Source organism: Pseudomonas sp. LBUM1673, assembly GCF_059695645.1.
Window position 1 is genome coordinate 4,025,981 of sequence record NZ_CP166780.1, and the last position, 17,403, is coordinate 4,043,383.

The following is a 17,403-nucleotide window of genomic DNA, read 5'->3' on the forward strand; positions in this document are numbered from 1 at the left end:
GAAGGCTGCGATCTTTTCCGGCATCCGTTACGTCACTGCGCCAGGAAACTTTTCATGAGCCATCCGAACTTCGTCAGCCCTGACCTGATCCGCCAACGCTTCTCCAAAGCGATGTCCGACATGTACCGCGAAGAAGTGCCGCTGTACGGCGCGCTGATGGAGCTGGTGGAACAGACCAACCGCCACGTGCTGGACAGCGACCCACAGATCGCCCGACAGTTACACAGCACCGGAGAAATCCAGCGGCTGGACCTGGAGCGCCACGGTGCGATCCGCGTCGGCACCGCCGCTGAACTGGCGACCCTCGCCCGCCTGTTCGCGGTGATGGGCATGCAGCCGGTGGGCTATTACGACCTGACCCCGGCCGGCGTGCCAGTGCATTCCACCGCGTTCCGCGCCGTGCATGAGGCGGCGCTACAGGTCAGCCCGTTCCGGGTGTTCACCTCACTGCTGCGCCTGGAACTGATCGAAGACGCCGAACTGCGGACCTTTGCCCAGTCAGCGCTGGACAAGCGGTCGATCTTCACTCCGGCAGCGCTGACCCTCATTGAACGCGCTGAAACCCAGGGCGGCCTGACCGAATACGAGGCGCAGGACTTCGTCGCACAAGCCCTGGAAACCTTCCGCTGGCACCACAGCGCTACCGTCACCGCCGAGCAATATCAGAAACTCAGCGCCCAGCATCGGCTGATCGCCGACGTGGTGGCGTTCAAAGGCCCGCACATCAACCACCTGACGCCCCGCACCCTGGACATCGACATCGTGCAGGCACAAATGCCCGCCCATGGCATCACCCCTAAAGCGGTGATCGAAGGCCCACCCCGCCGGCAATGCCCGATCCTGCTGCGTCAAACCAGCTTCAAGGCGCTGGACGAGCCCATCGCCTTCACCGATCAAGCCCAAACCCGTGGCAGCCACAGCGCCCGCTTCGGTGAAATCGAGCAGCGCGGCGCGGCGCTCACCCCCAAGGGCCGGGCGCTTTACGACCGTTTGCTCAACGCCGCCCGGGATGAACTCAAGGACTTCCCCAACGAAGCCAACGCCGCACGCTACAACGCGCTAATGGCGCAGCACTTCGGCGAATTCCCTGACACCGTCGAGGACATGCGCCAACAGGAACTGGCGTACTTTCGCTACTTCGTGACAGAAAAAGGCTTGGCGGCGGATGAACTGAAAGGCACCTCGCTGGGGGATTTGCTCCGTGACGGGTATGTACGGGTAGAACCGCTGGTGTACGAAGACTTCTTGCCGGTCAGTGCGGCGGGGATTTTTCAGTCGAACCTGGGGGATGCGGCACAAACTCACTATGGCGTGCATTCGAATCAGCAAGCCTTCGAGAAGGCCTTGGGGCGTTCGACGATTGATGAGTTGGGGTTGTATGCGCAGACGCAGCGGCGCTCGATCGAGGACTGCTGCAAGACCTTGGGATTGCCGAATCTGATTTGACCCAAAGAGTTCTCGGTCAAACGCACTTTGGCGCGAGGGAGCTTGCTCCCGCTTGAGTGCGTAGCACTCACAAAATCTCCGCTCGTACGCAGAATTTTGGGGCCGCTACGCAGCCCAGCGCGAGCAAGCTCGCTCGCCACATAAATTTCGACCCGCTGGCTATCTGGCTTACCCCAACTTCGCCAACAGCGCCTTGGAGTAGAGGCCACCGTTGGCCTTTTGCGCCCATTGCCGGGGTGACGGCTCATGGCCTTGATGCGCAAGAAATTGCGCAACCGTATCTCTGAAAAAGCCCCCCAAGCGACGCTGGACGCCCGGCTTATCAAGCCCTCCAGCCGAGTGAGCAAGAAGTTGCGCAGTGGTGCGCAACTTCTTGCGCACATTCTCAGGTGATCGTTGCCGGAAAACCTTTCGGTGCTTGGAAAATAATCTCAACCGACTGATTTATATAGTTTTAATCGCCTATGGCACGGACATTGATAACAGTCAGGCACCCACCGGGCGATACCGCCTCCCGGGCACCCTCACTCTTATTTAGCAAGGAGAGCATCCATGGCTACACCCGCGTATATGTCCGTTACTGGCGAGAAACATGGCCTGATCACTGCCGGCGCCTTCACCGCCGACTCCGTTGGCAACACCTACCAGGAAGGTCATGAAGACCAGGTCATGGTTCAGGGCTTCAGCCACGAAGTGATCATCCCGCGTGACCCGCAGTCCGGCCAGCCAACCGGTCAGCGCGTTCACAAGCCAGTTGTCATCACCAAAGTGTTCGACAAGGCCTCCCCGCTGCTGCTGGCGGCCCTGACGTCGGGCGAGCGCATAACCACTATCGAAATCAAGTGGTACCGCACCTCGGCTCAAGGCACCCAGGAGCACTACTACACCACCACACTTGAAGACGCGATCATCGTCAACATCAAGGACTACATGCACAACTGTCAGGACCCGTCGAACTCGCACTTCACCCACCTGGAAGACGTGCACTTCACCTACCGCAAAATCACCTGGACCCACGAAGTATCCGGCACTTCTGGTTCCGATGACTGGCGTTCCCCGGTCGCTGGCTAAATCTGGCCGACCGTTTCAAGCATCGGCCAGCTCTGCTGGCCGATGTTGTTTGTGCCCTTCAAGAATTTCAGCCCCCGCGTAATGCTGTTCACTTAAGCCGTGATGCGATCTGTAGCAGCTGGCGAAGCCTGCGTTCGGCTGCGAAGCAGTCGTAGAATCAGTCATTGCGGTGCGTCAGGTACACCATGGCAGCCGAACGCAGGCTTCGCCAGCTGCTACAAAAAATGCGTCGCGGCTGAAATTGCTCAAGTGAACAGCATTACGCCCCCGCGAGGCTTCTGCTGCACTTGCGCCAGACACTGACTCACTATCGCGAACACTGAAAGACCAAAAACTGGCTATTCGGTCAACTAATCCTTCCCCCGTTAAAAACATCAGCAGCGTCGGTAAACACACGACTTGTTTCCTTCTCAATATAAGCGCCGTCATCACCCGGAAAGAGCAAAACAACAAAACAATGGTTTTCAGTCAGTGTTCAAACTATGCTTGGGCATGCAGTATGGAGGCTGTGATGTTCAAACTCAGACTAAAAATATGGGTTTTGCTCTTGGTTTACATCGTAGGTGTCAGTGGCTATATCTACTATCTCTACGCCGAGACTCAACAAATACTCACTGAAAATATCAATAGCAAGCTGCTGCATGCCGCGTTGGGTGCTTCGGCCATCCTCGGCGATCGCTACCATGACAATCTGATCGACAAACAGTCCAAATCCGAAGCAGAAGATTGGGCTGCCATTCAGCGACTCTCCGGGTTCAACGAGTCCATGGGGACTGCCTTTGTCTACAGCGTGGTCAAACGCGCGGGCGAGGCTTATCTAGTCAGCTCCAGCGCCTCTAAAAAAGAGATTCTGGACAAGAATTTCGTACGCTTTTTCGATCCCTATCCGGATGCCAGTCAGGCGTTGCTCGAAAATTTCGAGCGCACCGAACCCACCTGGATAGATTATTCGGATCATTGGGGAGACTTTCGCGCCGTCTTTGTCCCATTAAAATCGCAAGACGGTACGGTTTATATTGTGGGTGCGGAGATGACGTTGGCGGACTATCACAACCAACTTAATCAGGATTCCCTGCACCATATCATCCTTGCCATTCTGGTATTTCTCGCCTTCAGTCTATTGTTCGTGATCAATTTACACATGCGTGCTCATCTCCAACAATTGCAAATAAACGAACAGGTATTGAATCAGGCAAAAAATGCCGCCGAGGACGCTGATCGTTCAAAAACCAGATTTCTGGCTACCATGAGTCATGAAATCCGCACACCCATGTATGGCGTCATCGGCGCGACAGAGTTGCTGGCGGGGTCCGCGCTGAATCCCGAGCAAAGCAGTCTGCTAAATACGATTCATACGAGCGGACAAACTTTGCTGTCTCTTATCGATAACATTCTCGACCTTGCAAAAATCGAAGCAGGCAAACTTGAATTGAAGCCTCGTGTGTTCGAAGTGAGAGCCCTGGTTTCATCCAGTATTGAAATGATCCGGCAAAACATCCAGGACAAACCAATAGTCCTTGAGGCCCAGGTTTCACCGGACGTACCTTTCCTGGTCAAAACCGACACCGATTGCCTTCGCCAGATATTGATCAACTTGCTGGGCAATGCGGTCAAATTCACCGAAGCCGGAACAGTATCGCTCGTGGTCACGACCAGGGGTTACGGCCCTCGAGCCCGACTCGACTTCTCCATACGCGATACCGGCATAGGTATCCCCATGGAACGGCAAGGCAGTCTATTCAAACCCTTTGTTCAGTTCAAAGGGCCAGCCAGTCAACGCTTTACCGGGAGTGGACTCGGTCTTTCGATCTGCAAAACTCTGGTCGAGGCGCAACAGGGGACTTTATCCTTCACCAGTCAGCCTGGCGTCGGATCGACGTTCTCTTTCTCACTCCCCATGGAGCTTTTTTCAGCCTCGGAACTACCCATCGGGAACGATCATGTATTCGTTGGTTTCGACTCATCTTTTGCCAGGGATTACCCGCTTGATATCCTCTTGGTAGAGAATCATCCCGTGAGTCAGAAAGTTGCCATGGCGATGTTACAGGAGTTGGGTTATACACCCGCCCTTGCGTCAAATGGCCTGGAGGCGGTCAATGCGTATATGACTTCGACTCCAGCTATCATTTTGATGGATATCAATATGCCTGTTATGAATGGGCTAGAGGCCATCCATCACATCCGCGAACTACCACTTGGCGATAGATGCTACATCGTTGCTTTCACCGCAAGCGCATTTGCGAGTGAGATTGATCGTTTCAGGGCTGCCGGTGCCAATGATATTTTAACCAAACCGGCAAACTTTCAGGCCTTGACCCGAGTGCTTCAACGTGCGGCCAATTACCGGCAGCAGCTCCAGGCCAGCACTGCGGTAGTGGATGCAACTTCAAGTCGCAATGGACTCAGGGCACAAACACCATCACGGAAACAGGAGAGCCCGATCTCTCTTTAAGCCGAGCACGCCAAAGCTGTTCTGTTGGTGGCGTAAACGTAGCCTGCCCTGGATCAACTCCATTCCCTGGGCGGGACGCTTGGTGTGTGATACGGAACTGTTGCAAGCGTTCACGCGGGTGTTGGCCATCCCGTTGCGTGACGGCTGCGATTGGCTGGATGTGGTCGGGTGGCGGTTGCGGGGTGCAGCTTTAAGCCAGCCAATAAAAATGGGCGACTTCAAGGTCGCCCATTTTTTATGTCCGAAACTTTTAACCATTGCGTTCCAGAGGAGGTGTTCGCCCAGTGTAATGGCCTGGCAATCCATGCACCGGTAAAGAGCCCTGACACCGGGCGAACGGGAAGGATTTTAATAGAATTTGGCCGATATGTCCTCGGTATAAACATGAAATTTATGCACGTAATATTTCGTAAGTCTTTGTTAAAAATCGGATACAAATTTCTTGAACTCACCAGTTCGACCATCAAAACTGATTGTTCTTGTACCACTATTTGTACAAGAACAATCAATACGTACAACTAATGATCAGCTTGGATGCTGGCTGGTGACTTCCAACCTATCGGTATCGATCACCACAACGCCCTGTTCTACGTTCAGATCTTTCATTTTCACCTGCATAGACGCTGCTCAGGGAGTGTCCGCCGTTTCTTGTGCGGTGGATTCTCCGCTGTCTGTGCCCTTGCCGCTTTCCTTGCGCCGGGTTGGGTCGGTGGGGCGCAGGGCGTCGTTGTCGCGCTCGACTTCGCCTGGTGGCCGGGGTTCGTCGGGGTTTTCCGAAGGGGTGGTCGGTTTGGGATTCATGGGGTTTTCCTCAGGCTTCGGGATCGTCGACTTCATGGGCGACGTTCACGGCGGGCGAGTATTTGTGGGATTGATCGGCCTTGGTTTTGAGGATCTGCCATTGATCGAGGTCTATGGCGCCCTGCCCCAGCAAATCGTCGGCGATGCGCAGCAATTCGCTGTAATGCGCGTCGGGAGATCGCTGCCAGTAGGCTTTGTCGTCGAACAGCCGCTGCCAGGCGGCAAGGTCGGGCGGTTTGAGGTCGTCGCTCATGACGGGCTCCCGTGAATGGGCTTCATTACGTAGGAAAACGGCGTGGTGTCGAGAGTTCCGGGTCAATACCCGGTCATTTCCAGATACCCCTGCCCCCCATGACTGCCGCGCAGCCGCACCGGCCCTTCCCAATAGGGAATGCGCAAGTCCATCCAGGCCTTGGGGTTGAGAGCGTCGATAGTGATATCGAGTTGTTTGTCGGGGATTTTGATCGACCAGCGCACGGGCATCGAACGCCCGGCCACGTTGGCGGTGTCTTGGGGTGTAAGGATGATGTCGTCGGCGTGCAGTAATTGCGTCTGCCCTTGAGCGTCGATCCAGGTGCCGGTGAGGTATGGCGCACCGTCCTTTTGGCGCATGCGGTAGAGCATGACCTGTTCGCCGCTGTCCAGGTGCAGGGAGAACCAGTCCCAGCCGGTCTGGTTGGCGGTCAGGGGTTGGCTGCTCCACTCGCGGTCGAGCCAGGCCGGGCCGCTGACCGTGTAGGTTTTACCGTCGATTTCCAGGGTACCGCTGGCTTGGAAAAACGGCTGACTGTAGTAGTACGACGCCTGGCCTTGTTCGGATTTCTGGCTGAAGCCTTTGTCTCCCTGAAGCACCAACGGCCGGTTTGAGGTCAATCGAAGCTGGTAGCTGAAAGCCTTGTCGCGAGCGCTGAGTTGCAGGTCCGCCAGCGGGTTTTCATCGGTGGCCTGACTGCCGAAATGCCAATCGTCGATCCATGCCTTGAACGGCGCCAGGCTCACTCCAGCCTGGCCGACGCCACCTCGGGCGTAGCGTTCGGCGGCGTGGTGAATAGTGGCGGAAGTCACGGCCGCATGGCCCAGCCAAATGGTCGGATTGCCCCAGCCAGGTTGCTCGGGCGTCGCTTTCAAGGCGCTGCGAAACAGTGTCCATTGCGCGCCGAACTCTTGGCCCTGATCGTCCTTGAGGTTGGCGGTGACGTACCACCATTCAATGCGAAAGCCATCGTGGGGGCCGTGGTCCGCCGGGAAGCTGAACACTCGTCCGGGCACCACCGGGGTAAATGCAGCGGCCTGATGGCCCAGGCCGGCGAAGCCCTTTTCCGGCGCAGGCGCGTTGTCGCATCCGCTCAGCAGCGCCAGTAACAACATGCCGACCTTAATCTTCATGAGCAAACGTCCTCAGCAGATCCGCCGGTTGCGTGCGATACAGCGAGTACAACGGCCACGCCGACGCCAGCAACGTGGCGAGTAACGCCAGGCCCATCAACTGCAACAGTTGCAGTGGAAACACCCGTAGCGGCAAGCGCCAGCCGAAGGCCTGAACGTTGACCACCGTGTCCAGGCACCACGCCAACGCGATGCCCAACGGTAATGCCAGCACCAGCGTCAAAGTCGCCAGCAACCAGGTTTGCCCGAGGTTCAGCAGCATCAGCTGCCGCCGCGTCACGCCCAACGCCCACAGTGGCGCGAGTTGTCCGAGGCGGCTCTGACTCTGGGTCAGCAAGCTGATGAACAACGCCACGCCTGCGACGCAAAGGGTCAGGCTGTTGAGCGCGGCGGTGGCGGCAAAGGTGCGCTCGAACACTTGCGTGGACCAGCCCTTAAGCCGGGCCTGATCGACGATGCGGCTGTCTTCCAGGGCGAAGCGGGCTTGCAGCGCGGTCAGCAACCCGGGGATCGATGCCGGGTCGATGCGCAGGTTGAAACGGTTGGGCGTCAGCTGCGGCCAGCCGCGCAGCAGGTGATTGATGTTGACCAGCAAGTGGCCTTTGGGATTGCCGTAGTCGGCGTAGATCCCGACGATCCGCGGCGACCATGGGCCGTTGGGCGTGGGAATCGTCAGGTGATCACCGAGCTGCACCTTCAACCGCCGGGCCAGTTGTTCGCTGAGCATCAGCGCGTCGTCCTTGGCCAGTCGCTCCCAAGGGTTGTCGCCCAAGGCTTCCAGCAGCGGCCAGTGCTGACGATAGGTCGGGTGGTCGATCACGCCAAAGACGTCCGCCGGCCAGCCCTGCAACTGAATCGACACCTGCCAGTTCGGCAGCACCGCCGTGACTTGGGGTTGCTGTTTGAGCCAAGTGTGCAGCTCTCGGGCCTGGGCGGGATTTTGCGGACTGAGGTACAGCTCGGCGGTCAGGCGTTGTTCAAGCCAGTTGCTGAATGTCTGACGGAAACCAGCGGTCATGCTGCCGGCGCCGATGTTCGCCGCCAGCGCCAACAACAGCGCCATCAAGGCCAGGCTCAGGGCCGGCAGCTGTTGTCGGCAGTCAGCGAGAAACCATTGGCCGAGCACGGAACGACTTCGCTGAAGCACCAGGTTGAGCAGAGTGTTGAGCACCACCGGCAAGGCCAGTGCGGCGCCGATCAACAACGCGGCCATCAGCACGAAGCCGCTGGTCAGGCTGTCGCCCAGGATCAACGTCAACAAGGCGATCACCGCAGCTATCACCGCGACCCAACCCTGGCGTCGCAACCAACGCGCATGGGCCTGATGCCAGGCTTGCGGATTGGCCAGCGCCAGCAACGGCAAACGCGCCGCCCGCAGCAAACTGTTGGCGCCGGCCAGCAAAACGCCGAGCAGACTCAGGCCGATACCGCTGAACCACCACAGCAGACTGAGATTCAACTGCCCCGGCACTTCGGCACCGTATAAGCCGCGCAAACTGGCGGCCACGTCCGGCAACAGCACGCCGGCCAGCAGGTAGCCGCTGACGACGCCAGCAAGGCCACCGATCAGCGCCAGCCCCCCCAGCTCGACGGCGAGACAGGCAATCAACATACGCGCGCTCACGCCACAGGCGCGCAGGGTTCTGAGCAAGCCTCGGCGTTGCTCCAGCGCCAGGCCGATCGCTGCGTGAACGATGAACAGACCGACCACGAACGACAGAAAGCCCAAGGCATCGAGGTTCAGGTGGAAGCTCTCGGTCAGGCGCGCGAGATTGTTTTCTTCGCCGCTGCTTTTGAACTGGAGTTGGCCCTTTAACTCATCAGGCAGGGTCGCGGTGAAATCCTTGGGCAGCAGCAGGCGCGACAATTGATCGGGCAACTGCAGAATCTGCTGGGCGAAGCCGATGTCCACCAGCAACACACCGGGCGCCATGTCGGTCTGGACACGCAGCGGCGGCAAGGTGATGCCGCTCTGGGCCACCGGTGTTTCACCTTCGTGCAAGCCCAACGCCTGCAAGGTCTGCGGCGAAATCCAGGTGCTGCCCGGCGGGGTGAAAAACTCGACAACCTGCTCGATCGCCAACGACCGCCCGGCCACTGCGGAACCGGTGGGCAATGACACCGGCTCAATGCCCATCAACTGTAAGCTCTGGTCTTCATGGCCCTTGAGCATCACTCGGCCTCGCAACACAGGTGAAACCGGCCAACCCGCACGACGCAGGTCAACAAACAATTGCTGAGCGAACACCCCACCGCCGGGCGCACGGAGGCTGGCTTGCGGTTCGCCGCCGATCAACTGACTGGCCCGGGCGTAGCTTTCTCGCGCCTGGCTGTTCAGCGCTTGCACGCCGGTCAGCAGGCTGGTGGCGAGCCAGAGCCCGGTCAGCACGCTGAAAAATTGCACCGGGTGCTGTCGCCAATGGCTGAGCAGCGCCCGCAGCGTCTCGCGAAAAATCCGCACCTCAGCGCTCGTCCGCGCCAGCCAGACGGCCACCGTGCAGCACCACTTTGTCCGCTAGTCGCGCGGCGACTCTTGGGCTGTGAGTGACCATCAACAAAGTCGTCGGGCTGTCGTCGAGCAGCTCCAGCAACAACTTCAACACCTCATCGCTGGTGGCTTCATCGAGGCTGCCGGTCGGCTCGTCGGCCAACAGCAGTTTCGGTTGCGATGCCAGAGCACGGCCCAACGCAACCCGTTGCTGTTGCCCGCCGGACAACTGTTCTGGATAGCGCCGCAGTAGATCTCCCAACCCGAGACGTTGCACCAGATGCGCCTGCCAACGCGGATCGTGGCGCCCGGCCAGACGCGCCTGAAATGCCAGATTGTCCTCGACCCGCAAGCTGCCGATCAGGTTGAACTGCTGGAACACCAAGCCGATTTCAGTCCGCCGCCAATTCGCCAATTGGCCTTCGCTCATTTGTTCCAGCCGGTGTTCGCCGCTGCGGATGCTGCCGCGATCGACCTTGTCCAGCCCGGCGATCAGGTGCAGCAAGGTGCTCTTGCCACTGCCCGACTCGCCCATCAGCGCCAGGCTGCTGCCGGGTTTCAAAGTGAGGTCGACGCCTTGCAGCACGGGCAATGGGCCTTGGGGGGTGGCGTAGCTTTTGAAGACGCCCTGGACGTGAAGCATGAGGGGGAACTCTTTTGATGAGCGAGGGGCAAGGATAGAAGAGTACACCCGATAATCTTGGGTTGAACGGTCTGACGCCTTCGCGGGCAAGCCTCGCTCCTACAGGTACGATATTGCGCACGACATAGATCCGTAGGAGCGAGGCTTGCCCGCGAAGAGGCCCGCTCAATCGCTCAAAAACTCACTGCCCCACCGCCACACTCGGCACCACCTGCCCCGGCGTGACGATGCTGTTCAAATCGATGTACTTCCACGCCGGCACAGCGCCGAGCCGCGCATTGAACCGATAGTTAAACGTGAAATCGTCCCCCGTCAGCACACTCAACGGTTTGCCATACACCGCCTCAACCCCCGCCAGGTCATAACCCATCAACTGCAGCAACGTCGGGAAGATGTTGTAGTGACTGGAGCGATCCTTGTTGGCCGGCAACTGCGCCTGCCAGTCCAGGGCCTTCAAACCGCTGCCCGAAATCACCACCAGGGGCACCAACCCCTCCTCCTCCACCGGATCACCACCGCAGTGAGTATTGAGCCCCGGGTTACCACGCTCGTGCAGATCCTGCCCGTGATCCGAGGTGTAAATCAGCAGCGCATGGCTCAAATCCGCCTGGGCGAAAACCCGCGCGAAAAACTCGCCGACATTCCACAGCACAGTATTTTTGTAGGCGTTGCGGTACAGCAACCAATCATCCGGCTGACCGTTGAAACCGTCGCGTTTGCCCGTGTCCGCCACCTCGACAAACTGCCCCCGCGGCAACGTCGGACGGTAAGCCATAAACGCGTCCGGGTACTTGTCATGCACCGGGAAATGCGCGCCGACCTTGTTGATCACCACCAGTTCCGGCTTGCCGTCGTTGACCAACTCGATCAGCTTGGCGGCCGCCGCCATATCACGGTCACGCACGCTGGTCCGGTCGAATTGCACGAACTCGTCGATGTCCTTTTTCTCGGCCGCATCCATCAGGTTCTGCAAGTTGCCGCCGGTGCGCTGGGCATCGATGTAAACGGTGCGCAGCCCGGCCTTTTTGGCGTACTGCCAGATCGACGGCAGCGTGCTGTTGATCCGCATGTAGTCGCCGCGGGTACCGCCATAGCGCAGGGTGACATTGGTGTCGGCGCTGCAATTGGCGATGGACGCCGCGTAGCCGTAATTGAAAATGTCCACGCCCGGGCGCGGTTCCTTGAGGTTGCTGTGCACACCGAACGGCGTGTTGATGTCCAGGTAGTTGCCGGAAATGCTCTCGTCGATGATCAGCACAATGTCGTGCCCCACCGGCTGATCGATGCGCGTCAGGCTCACCGGTTCACGCGGGCCGACGGTGTTGTGCAGCGCTTCATAGGTAAACAGATTCAAATAGGCCAACGGCGTGTACATGATCGGCAAGCCACGGGCACCTTCGCCAGAGCGCACGAACAGCACCGCACTGAGCAGTAGCACCCCGAGCACTGGCGACGCCACCAACAGCGCCCCCGGCAATGGCAGCCGTCGACGCGGCTTGAGCCCGATACCGAACAGTAGCAACAAACCACTGACCGTCCCGCTGATGATTGCATCGCGGTACTGGAACGCCGCCTCTTGAATGAACCCACCGGAATACACCAGCGACACAAAACTGCTGTAGGTCATGTAACCGGCAGTCACTTGCGTATAGACGTCGAAGAACACCGCCGAGCCAAACATCGCCAACGCGAACAGATGACGGATCAGCGTCTGACGGATGTACGCGGTCATGAACAGCGCCACCGTCAGTGCCACGAACATCGCGCCATACAGCAGCATCGGGAAACCGATGCCCAGTGCAGTGAGGCGATCAAGGTAGTCGTCGTAGTTTTTGAGTAAATACAGAACCAGCAACAGTTCCTTGAGGTATCGGATCATGGCAGTTGGAGTCACTCCGCGAACAACGTTGGCCAATAGATTGTCGGCCATTTTCTGACACTAGCACCGGGCCTTCGAAGCGCAAGAAATGCCGGTTTTTTTCCTAAAGCGTCAAAAAAACGTTGCCTCAAATCTGACACACTCAAACGTCTGTAACCCTTGTGTTTCAAGCCTTACGACCGTTTATCGCTTTCTTCAAATCCTCACCAACCCCTCAAAACCGCGGCAAATCCAGCAGTGGCAAGCACTTGATGTCAAATAGCCCATGAAATAGGGGTTTTCCAGGTCGAGTTACCCGTCATTTTGCTGACACGCTTTCCCACGGCTGGGCTATACCCCTTTTGACAGTCTCATTTCAGTTACATCCACCGTCTTACGAGGCACGCCAATATGGACGTGAGCGTATTTGGTACGGGCTACGTCGGCCTGATTCAAGCTGCAGCATTGGCTGATGTCGGACATCGGGTGTTGTGCGTCGATATCGACCCCAACAAGATCAAACAACTGCAGCAAGCCGTGCCCCCGATCAGCGAACCGGGACTGTCCAGCACACTGGAAGACAACATCAAGGCCGGTCGCCTGCTCTTCTCCACTCAGGCCAGCGACGCGGTCGAGCATGCCGAGCTGATTTTCATCGCGGTGGGTACTCCCGCCGATGAAGACGGTTCCGCCGACCTCAGCCATGTACTGAATGTAGCCCGCCAGATCGCCAGTTTCATGGAGGCCGATCGCACCCTGATCATCAAGTCCACCGTGCCGGTCGGCACCGCGGACAAGGTGGCGAGCGCCGCCAACGAAGAACTGCAACGTCGTGGCAAAGAGGCGTTGAACGTGCGAGTGGTGTCCAACCCCGAGTTTCTCAAGGAAGGCAGCGCCCTGGCCGATTGCATGCGCCCGGACCGGATCATCGTCGGCACCAATGACGATGAGGCGCGCAACCAGTTGAGCGAACTCTATGCACCGTTCTGCCGCAACCGTGAAAAGCTCATGTTCATGGACAACCGCAGTGCCGAGCTGACCAAGTACGCGGCCAACGCGATGCTCGCCACCCGCATCAGCTTCATGAACGAACTGGCTAACCTCACCGAGCTGCTGGGGGCCGACATCGAAGCGGTGCGCAAAGGCATCGGCTCGGACCCGCGCATCGGTTACCACTTTATCTACCCCGGCTGCGGCTTCGGTGGCTCGTGCTTCCCCAAGGATTTGCGTGCCCTGCTGCACACCGCCGAACACAATGGCATGCCATTGCGTCTGCTGCGTAGCGTCACCGAGGTGAACGACAGCCAGCGGCACATTCTGTTCAGCAAACTGCAGGCGCGATTCCCGCAAGGGCTGGCCGGTAAATCCATCGCGATCTGGGGCCTTGCGTTCAAGCCCAACACCGATGATATGCGCGAAGCCCCCAGCCGTTACCTGATGGAGGCGCTATGGGCCGAAGGCGCGAGCGTGCAGGCTTACGATCCGGAAGCCATGTCCGAATGCCGGCGCATTTACGGCTATCGCAATGAGCTGCACCTGTGCGCCACCCGCGACGACACCCTGGAAGATGCCGACGCGCTGGTGATCTGCACTGAGTGGAAAAATTTCCGTGTGGTCGATTTCGACCTGCTGGCCAGCAAACTGCGCGCGCGGGTGATCGTCGACGGGCGCAACCTCTACAACCCGGAACATGTGGCGGCGGCCGGTTTGCACTACAGCGGCATCGGGCTTCGGCACTACGCTCCCGAGGCGCCACGGCCATGAAAATACTCGTCACTGGAGCGGCCGGTTTCATTGGTGCCCATTGCGTGTTGCGGCTATTGCGCGACGGGCATCAGGTGTGTGGCCTGGATAACTTCAACGACTTCTACGACCCGCAACTCAAACACGACCGCGTGGATTGGGTACGTGGGCAAGTCGGTGATTTCCCGCTTTCGAAAGTCGATGTGGCCGACGCCACGGCCCTCGACGCTCTGTTTGTTCGTGAGCAACCGGAGGTAGTGATTCACCTCGCGGCTCAGGCCGGAGTGCGTTACTCCCTGGAGAATCCCCGGGCCTACCTCGACAGCAATCTGAGCGGGTTCCTGAACATCCTCGAAAGCTGCCGCCACCACCCGGTCAAGCACTTGATCTACGCCTCGTCCAGTTCGGTGTATGGCGCCAACCAGCACACGCCTTACTCGGTCAAGGACTGCGTCGACCATCCGTTGTCGCTGTACGCCGCGACCAAAAAAGCCAATGAGTTGATGGCCCACAGCTACAGCCATCTGTTCGGCATTCCCTGTACCGGTCTGCGTTTTTTCACCGTGTACGGACCCTGGGGTCGGCCAGACATGTCGCCGATCCAGTTCGCCCGGGCGATTGCCGAAGGTCAGCCGCTGAAGCTGTTCAACTACGGCCAGCACCAGCGTGATTTCACCTACATCGACGACATCATCGAGAGCATCGCCCGTCTGATCGAGCGCGCCCCCCAAGCGGCACCGGACTGGAACCGCGAACAACCGGACCCGGCCAGCAGCATGGCGCCATGGCGCATTTACAACATTGGCGGACAACAGCCAGTGGAGCTCAAGGACTACCTGGCGCTGCTGGAAAAACACCTCGGACAAAAAGCCCTCGTCGAGTTGCTGCCCCTGCAACCGGGCGACGTGCTCAACACCTGCGCCGATGCCAGCGATCTGGCCCAGGCCACCGGTTTCCAGCCACGGATCGAGCTGGATGAAGGACTCGGACGATTCATCGCCTGGTTCCGTGACTACTACCCACTGCGCAACGCCCACTCGCCACTCGCGTCCGGGCTTCAGCGGAGGCTTCTATGACTGGACATGAAAAAGGCGTGTTGCTCAATCACATGCAGCGCGACAAACGCCTGGACCCCGAACACCGAATGCGCCTGGACACGGCGATCCACATGCAGGGTCGCGGCTGGCTGACCGGTCGCGATGGCGGTCGGCCCTGGACCCTGTCGCGAACCAACCGGGTGGTTGCATGCCTCGGCGCGCTGGTGATTCTGCTGCTGATCTCCCCTGTGCTGCTGGGCCTGGCACTGGTGATCAAGTTCAGCAGCCCGGGGCCGGTAATGTTCGTGCAAAAACGCACCGGCTACCGCGGCCGCCTGTTCGGCATGTACAAGTTCCGCACCATGGTGGCCAATGCCGAGGAGCTCAAGGAGTCCCTGCGGTACCTGAACAAGCACGGCGCCGACGCCATCGACTTCAAGATCGACAACGACCCGCGGATCACTCCTATCGGCGGCTTTTTGCGGCGCAGTAGCCTCGATGAGTTGCCGAACCTGATCAATGTGATCACCGGTGACATGCGTTTGGTAGGTCCGCGACCGACCTCGTTCAACGCTTATCGCTACAAGGACAACCACCTTGCTCGCCTGAGCATCTACCCCGGCATGACTGGCCTGTGGCAGATATCCGGGCGCAGCAATATCGACTTCGACCAGCGCGTTGAGTTGGACCTCAGCTATATCGCCGAGCAGAGCCTTTTGCTTGATCTGAAGATCCTGTTGAAAACACCTTTCAAAGTATTCAGCGGCCACGGAGCAAGTTAAATGGACGGTTCATCGAACAAAAGCCTGACCATTGCCAGCCCGAGCGAGTCCAACCTGACCTCGACCGTGCTCGACCTGGATCTGCGGATCCTCTTTCTGACCGCCGCCAACACCGGCGCCGGCACCACCACCAGCGCCCTGGCGCTGGCCAGCCAACTGGCGTCAATGAGCAGCGGCCAAGTGCTGCTGGTGGACGCCAGCCAGTCGGAGAGCAACCTCACGCAACAGCTGGGGCTGATCAAAGAGCGCGGCTTTCGCGACCTGCTGTTCAACGCCTCCCCGCCGCTGCTGCAGGACTGCTTGGTGAATATCTCCAGCCTGCCCTTCCACATCCTGCCGAACGGGCGGCACATCCGCGGCGCCGAGCACCTGACGTCCGAACAGCTGCGCCCGTTGCTCAAGCAACTGGGCAGTCGCTATCGCTTTGTGGTGATTGACGGCGACGCGGTGTATTCGGCCGCCGACACCTTGGTCATCAGCACCTTGGTGGACGGCGTGATCATGGTGGTGCGCGCCGAAGACACGCGTTGGGAAGTGGCCCAGGCCGCGGTCCAGCGCCTGACCCAGGCCGGCGCAAAACTGGTGGGCAGCGTCTTCAACCGGCGCAAGTACTACATGCCCAAATGGCTTTACAAAAACCTGTAAGCAAACCGCAGAAAAGGATGACGCCATGAACGCCAAAATGCTTGTCCTGCTGTTGCTGCCGCTTGCAGGTTGCTCCAGCACCAGTGAAACCCAGCATATGCCGGTGCAAATTCTCACGGCCGAGCCGGCCAATGCCCAGGCCACCGACATGCCGAGGGTCGAACAGACCCTGCGGCCCAAGGACGTGCTGGATGTGATCTTCCACATCAGCACCACCAGTGGCTCGGGCGCTTACCGCATTCAGTCGGGTGACCAGGTCGCCCTGAACTTCACCGCGGCCAGCCAGCTCAACGGCACTCAACTGGTGCTGCCCGACGGCACCATCGAACTGCCGGGGGCCAATACCGCGGTAAAAATCGCCGGGCTGACGGCTGTCGAAGCGCGGCAGGAGATCCAGCGCACCTATGAGCGCAAATCCCTGTTCCAGCCCAATCGCAACCAAGTGACTGTGCTGGTCACCAGCCCGCTGAGCAGTGAGCAGAACCTCAAAACCACCCTGAGCCAGCCCGGTACCGGTATGACCCGGGAGATCACCGTGGGCAACGACGGCTATGCGAGTTTCCCGGAAATAGGCTCCGTACCGCTGCAAGGCATGACGGTCAACCAACTGGAAACTTTCCTCAATCAACGTTACGCGCAACTGCCGGGGCGGATGAGGGTCGACGTCATGCTCAAGTCCACGTCGGGCAACGAAATCTATGTGCTGGGTGAAGTCGCGCAACCGGGCTCCTACCCGATTCGCCGGCCGGTCTCGGTACTCGAAGCGTTGACCCTGGCCCGTGGCACGAGCGTCAAGGCACGACTCGATTCGGTGGTGATCATGCGCCGCACCGGCAACCAGGTGCAGGCCGTGCACTACGACGTGGAAAAAGCCTTGTCCGGTGACGCGTCGCAGATCGCCTACCTGCAACCTGACGACATGCTCTACGTGCCCAAGACCAAACTGGCCAGCGCCGGTGAGCTCGCACGGCAATTGGCGGACGTGGTGTTATTTCAGGGGGTCGGCTTCAGCTTCGGCTACCGCGTCGACAACAAAGGCAGTGATAACTAA

Annotated in this window: 15 protein-coding genes; 9 read left to right on the forward strand and 6 right to left on the reverse strand. The window is 59.0% G+C overall.

What is annotated here, in order from left to right; all coding sequences use genetic code 11:
- Window positions 1-54: 54 nt before the first annotated feature.
- The 4 genes from hglS to ACA044_RS18530 all read left to right on the forward strand — a co-directional run bounded on the left by hglS (window position 55) and on the right by ACA044_RS18530 (window position 4,969).
- On the forward strand, window positions 55-1,446 hold the full coding sequence (gene hglS / locus ACA044_RS18515) for a 2-oxoadipate dioxygenase/decarboxylase HglS (protein ID WP_497442689.1): 1,392 nt from the start codon (window positions 55-57) through the stop codon (window positions 1,444-1,446).
- 246 nt (window positions 1,447-1,692) lie between these two features.
- A complete protein-coding gene (locus ACA044_RS18520; RefSeq protein ID WP_497442690.1) occupies window positions 1,693-1,839 on the forward strand; it encodes a hypothetical protein in 147 nt (48 codons plus the stop codon).
- A 159-nt stretch (window positions 1,840-1,998) separates the two neighbouring features.
- The gene (locus ACA044_RS18525; RefSeq protein ID WP_497442691.1) at window positions 1,999-2,517 is read left to right on the forward strand and encodes an Hcp family type VI secretion system effector; all 519 of its coding nucleotides are present in this window, start codon (window positions 1,999-2,001) and stop codon (window positions 2,515-2,517) included.
- Window positions 2,518-3,028: 511 nt separating this feature from the next.
- The gene (locus tag ACA044_RS18530; protein WP_497442692.1) at window positions 3,029-4,969 is read left to right on the forward strand and encodes an ATP-binding protein; all 1,941 of its coding nucleotides are present in this window, start codon (window positions 3,029-3,031) and stop codon (window positions 4,967-4,969) included.
- Window positions 4,970-5,596: 627 nt separating this feature from the next.
- Here ACA044_RS18530 and ACA044_RS18535 read toward each other — a convergent pair.
- The 6 genes from ACA044_RS18535 to ACA044_RS18560 form a co-directional block, all read right to left on the reverse strand.
- Window positions 5,597-5,770, reverse strand: coding sequence for a hypothetical protein (locus ACA044_RS18535; RefSeq protein WP_497442693.1), 174 nt, complete (start codon window positions 5,768-5,770; stop codon window positions 5,597-5,599).
- Window positions 5,771-5,780: 10 nt separating this feature from the next.
- Window positions 5,781-6,023, reverse strand: coding sequence for a hypothetical protein (locus ACA044_RS18540; RefSeq protein ID WP_497442694.1), 243 nt, complete (start codon window positions 6,021-6,023; stop codon window positions 5,781-5,783).
- A 62-nt stretch (window positions 6,024-6,085) separates the two neighbouring features.
- Window positions 6,086-7,156, reverse strand: coding sequence for a lipocalin-like domain-containing protein (locus ACA044_RS18545; RefSeq protein WP_497442695.1), 1,071 nt, complete (start codon window positions 7,154-7,156; stop codon window positions 6,086-6,088).
- Complete coding sequence (locus tag ACA044_RS18550; RefSeq protein WP_497447260.1) at window positions 7,146-9,617, reverse strand: ABC transporter permease; 2,472 nt, start codon at window positions 9,615-9,617, stop codon at window positions 7,146-7,148. Before ACA044_RS18550 ends, ACA044_RS18545 begins: the two co-directional genes overlap by 11 nt.
- Before the next feature lies 1 nt (window position 9,618).
- Entirely contained in the window at window positions 9,619-10,287 is a 669-nt protein-coding gene (locus ACA044_RS18555) for an ABC transporter ATP-binding protein (protein WP_497442696.1), read from the reverse strand.
- Between the two features lie 181 nt (window positions 10,288-10,468).
- Entirely contained in the window at window positions 10,469-12,166 is a 1,698-nt protein-coding gene (locus tag ACA044_RS18560) for a sulfatase-like hydrolase/transferase (protein WP_497447261.1), read from the reverse strand.
- Window positions 12,167-12,556: 390 nt separating this feature from the next.
- Here ACA044_RS18560 and ACA044_RS18565 point away from each other — a divergent pair, with 390 nt between their 5' ends.
- Genes ACA044_RS18565 through ACA044_RS18585 form a run of 5 tightly spaced genes read left to right on the forward strand, consistent with a single transcriptional unit; the run spans window position 12,557 to window position 17,403 of the window.
- The gene (locus ACA044_RS18565) at window positions 12,557-13,909 is read left to right on the forward strand and encodes a UDP-glucose dehydrogenase family protein (RefSeq protein ID WP_497442697.1); all 1,353 of its coding nucleotides are present in this window, start codon (window positions 12,557-12,559) and stop codon (window positions 13,907-13,909) included.
- Window positions 13,906-14,964, forward strand: coding sequence for an NAD-dependent epimerase (locus tag ACA044_RS18570; protein WP_497442698.1), 1,059 nt, complete (start codon window positions 13,906-13,908; stop codon window positions 14,962-14,964). The genes ACA044_RS18565 and ACA044_RS18570 overlap by 4 nt, the downstream gene beginning before the upstream one ends.
- Complete coding sequence (locus tag ACA044_RS18575; protein ID WP_497442699.1) at window positions 14,961-15,707, forward strand: sugar transferase; 747 nt, start codon at window positions 14,961-14,963, stop codon at window positions 15,705-15,707. Before ACA044_RS18570 ends, ACA044_RS18575 begins: the two co-directional genes overlap by 4 nt.
- Complete coding sequence (locus ACA044_RS18580; RefSeq protein WP_497442700.1) at window positions 15,708-16,352, forward strand: CpsD/CapB family tyrosine-protein kinase; 645 nt, start codon at window positions 15,708-15,710, stop codon at window positions 16,350-16,352.
- 25 nt (window positions 16,353-16,377) lie between these two features.
- A complete protein-coding gene (locus ACA044_RS18585) occupies window positions 16,378-17,403 on the forward strand; it encodes a polysaccharide biosynthesis/export family protein (protein ID WP_497442701.1) in 1,026 nt (341 codons plus the stop codon).

What these genes read in the sequence shown, in the direction of transcription:
- hglS (WP_497442689.1), top strand. Translation starts at nt 55, where the DNA reads ATGAGCCATCCGAACTTCGTCAGCCCTGACCTGATCCGCCAACGCTTC.
- ACA044_RS18520 (WP_497442690.1), top strand. Translation starts at nt 1,693, where the DNA reads ATGGCCTTGATGCGCAAGAAATTGCGCAACCGTATCTCTGAAAAAGCC.
- ACA044_RS18525 (WP_497442691.1), top strand. Translation starts at nt 1,999, where the DNA reads ATGGCTACACCCGCGTATATGTCCGTTACTGGCGAGAAACATGGCCTG.
- ACA044_RS18530 (WP_497442692.1), top strand. Translation starts at nt 3,029, where the DNA reads ATGTTCAAACTCAGACTAAAAATATGGGTTTTGCTCTTGGTTTACATC.
- ACA044_RS18535 (WP_497442693.1), bottom strand. Translation starts at nt 5,770, where the DNA reads ATGAATCCCAAACCGACCACCCCTTCGGAAAACCCCGACGAACCCCGG.
- ACA044_RS18540 (WP_497442694.1), bottom strand. Translation starts at nt 6,023, where the DNA reads ATGAGCGACGACCTCAAACCGCCCGACCTTGCCGCCTGGCAGCGGCTG.
- ACA044_RS18545 (WP_497442695.1), bottom strand. Translation starts at nt 7,156, where the DNA reads ATGAAGATTAAGGTCGGCATGTTGTTACTGGCGCTGCTGAGCGGATGC.
- ACA044_RS18555 (WP_497442696.1), bottom strand. Translation starts at nt 10,287, where the DNA reads ATGCTTCACGTCCAGGGCGTCTTCAAAAGCTACGCCACCCCCCAAGGC.
- ACA044_RS18560 (WP_497447261.1), bottom strand. Translation starts at nt 12,166, where the DNA reads ATGATCCGATACCTCAAGGAACTGTTGCTGGTTCTGTATTTACTCAAA.
- ACA044_RS18565 (WP_497442697.1), top strand. Translation starts at nt 12,557, where the DNA reads ATGGACGTGAGCGTATTTGGTACGGGCTACGTCGGCCTGATTCAAGCT.
- ACA044_RS18570 (WP_497442698.1), top strand. Translation starts at nt 13,906, where the DNA reads ATGAAAATACTCGTCACTGGAGCGGCCGGTTTCATTGGTGCCCATTGC.
- ACA044_RS18575 (WP_497442699.1), top strand. Translation starts at nt 14,961, where the DNA reads ATGACTGGACATGAAAAAGGCGTGTTGCTCAATCACATGCAGCGCGAC.
- ACA044_RS18580 (WP_497442700.1), top strand. Translation starts at nt 15,708, where the DNA reads ATGGACGGTTCATCGAACAAAAGCCTGACCATTGCCAGCCCGAGCGAG.
- ACA044_RS18585 (WP_497442701.1), top strand. Translation starts at nt 16,378, where the DNA reads ATGAACGCCAAAATGCTTGTCCTGCTGTTGCTGCCGCTTGCAGGTTGC.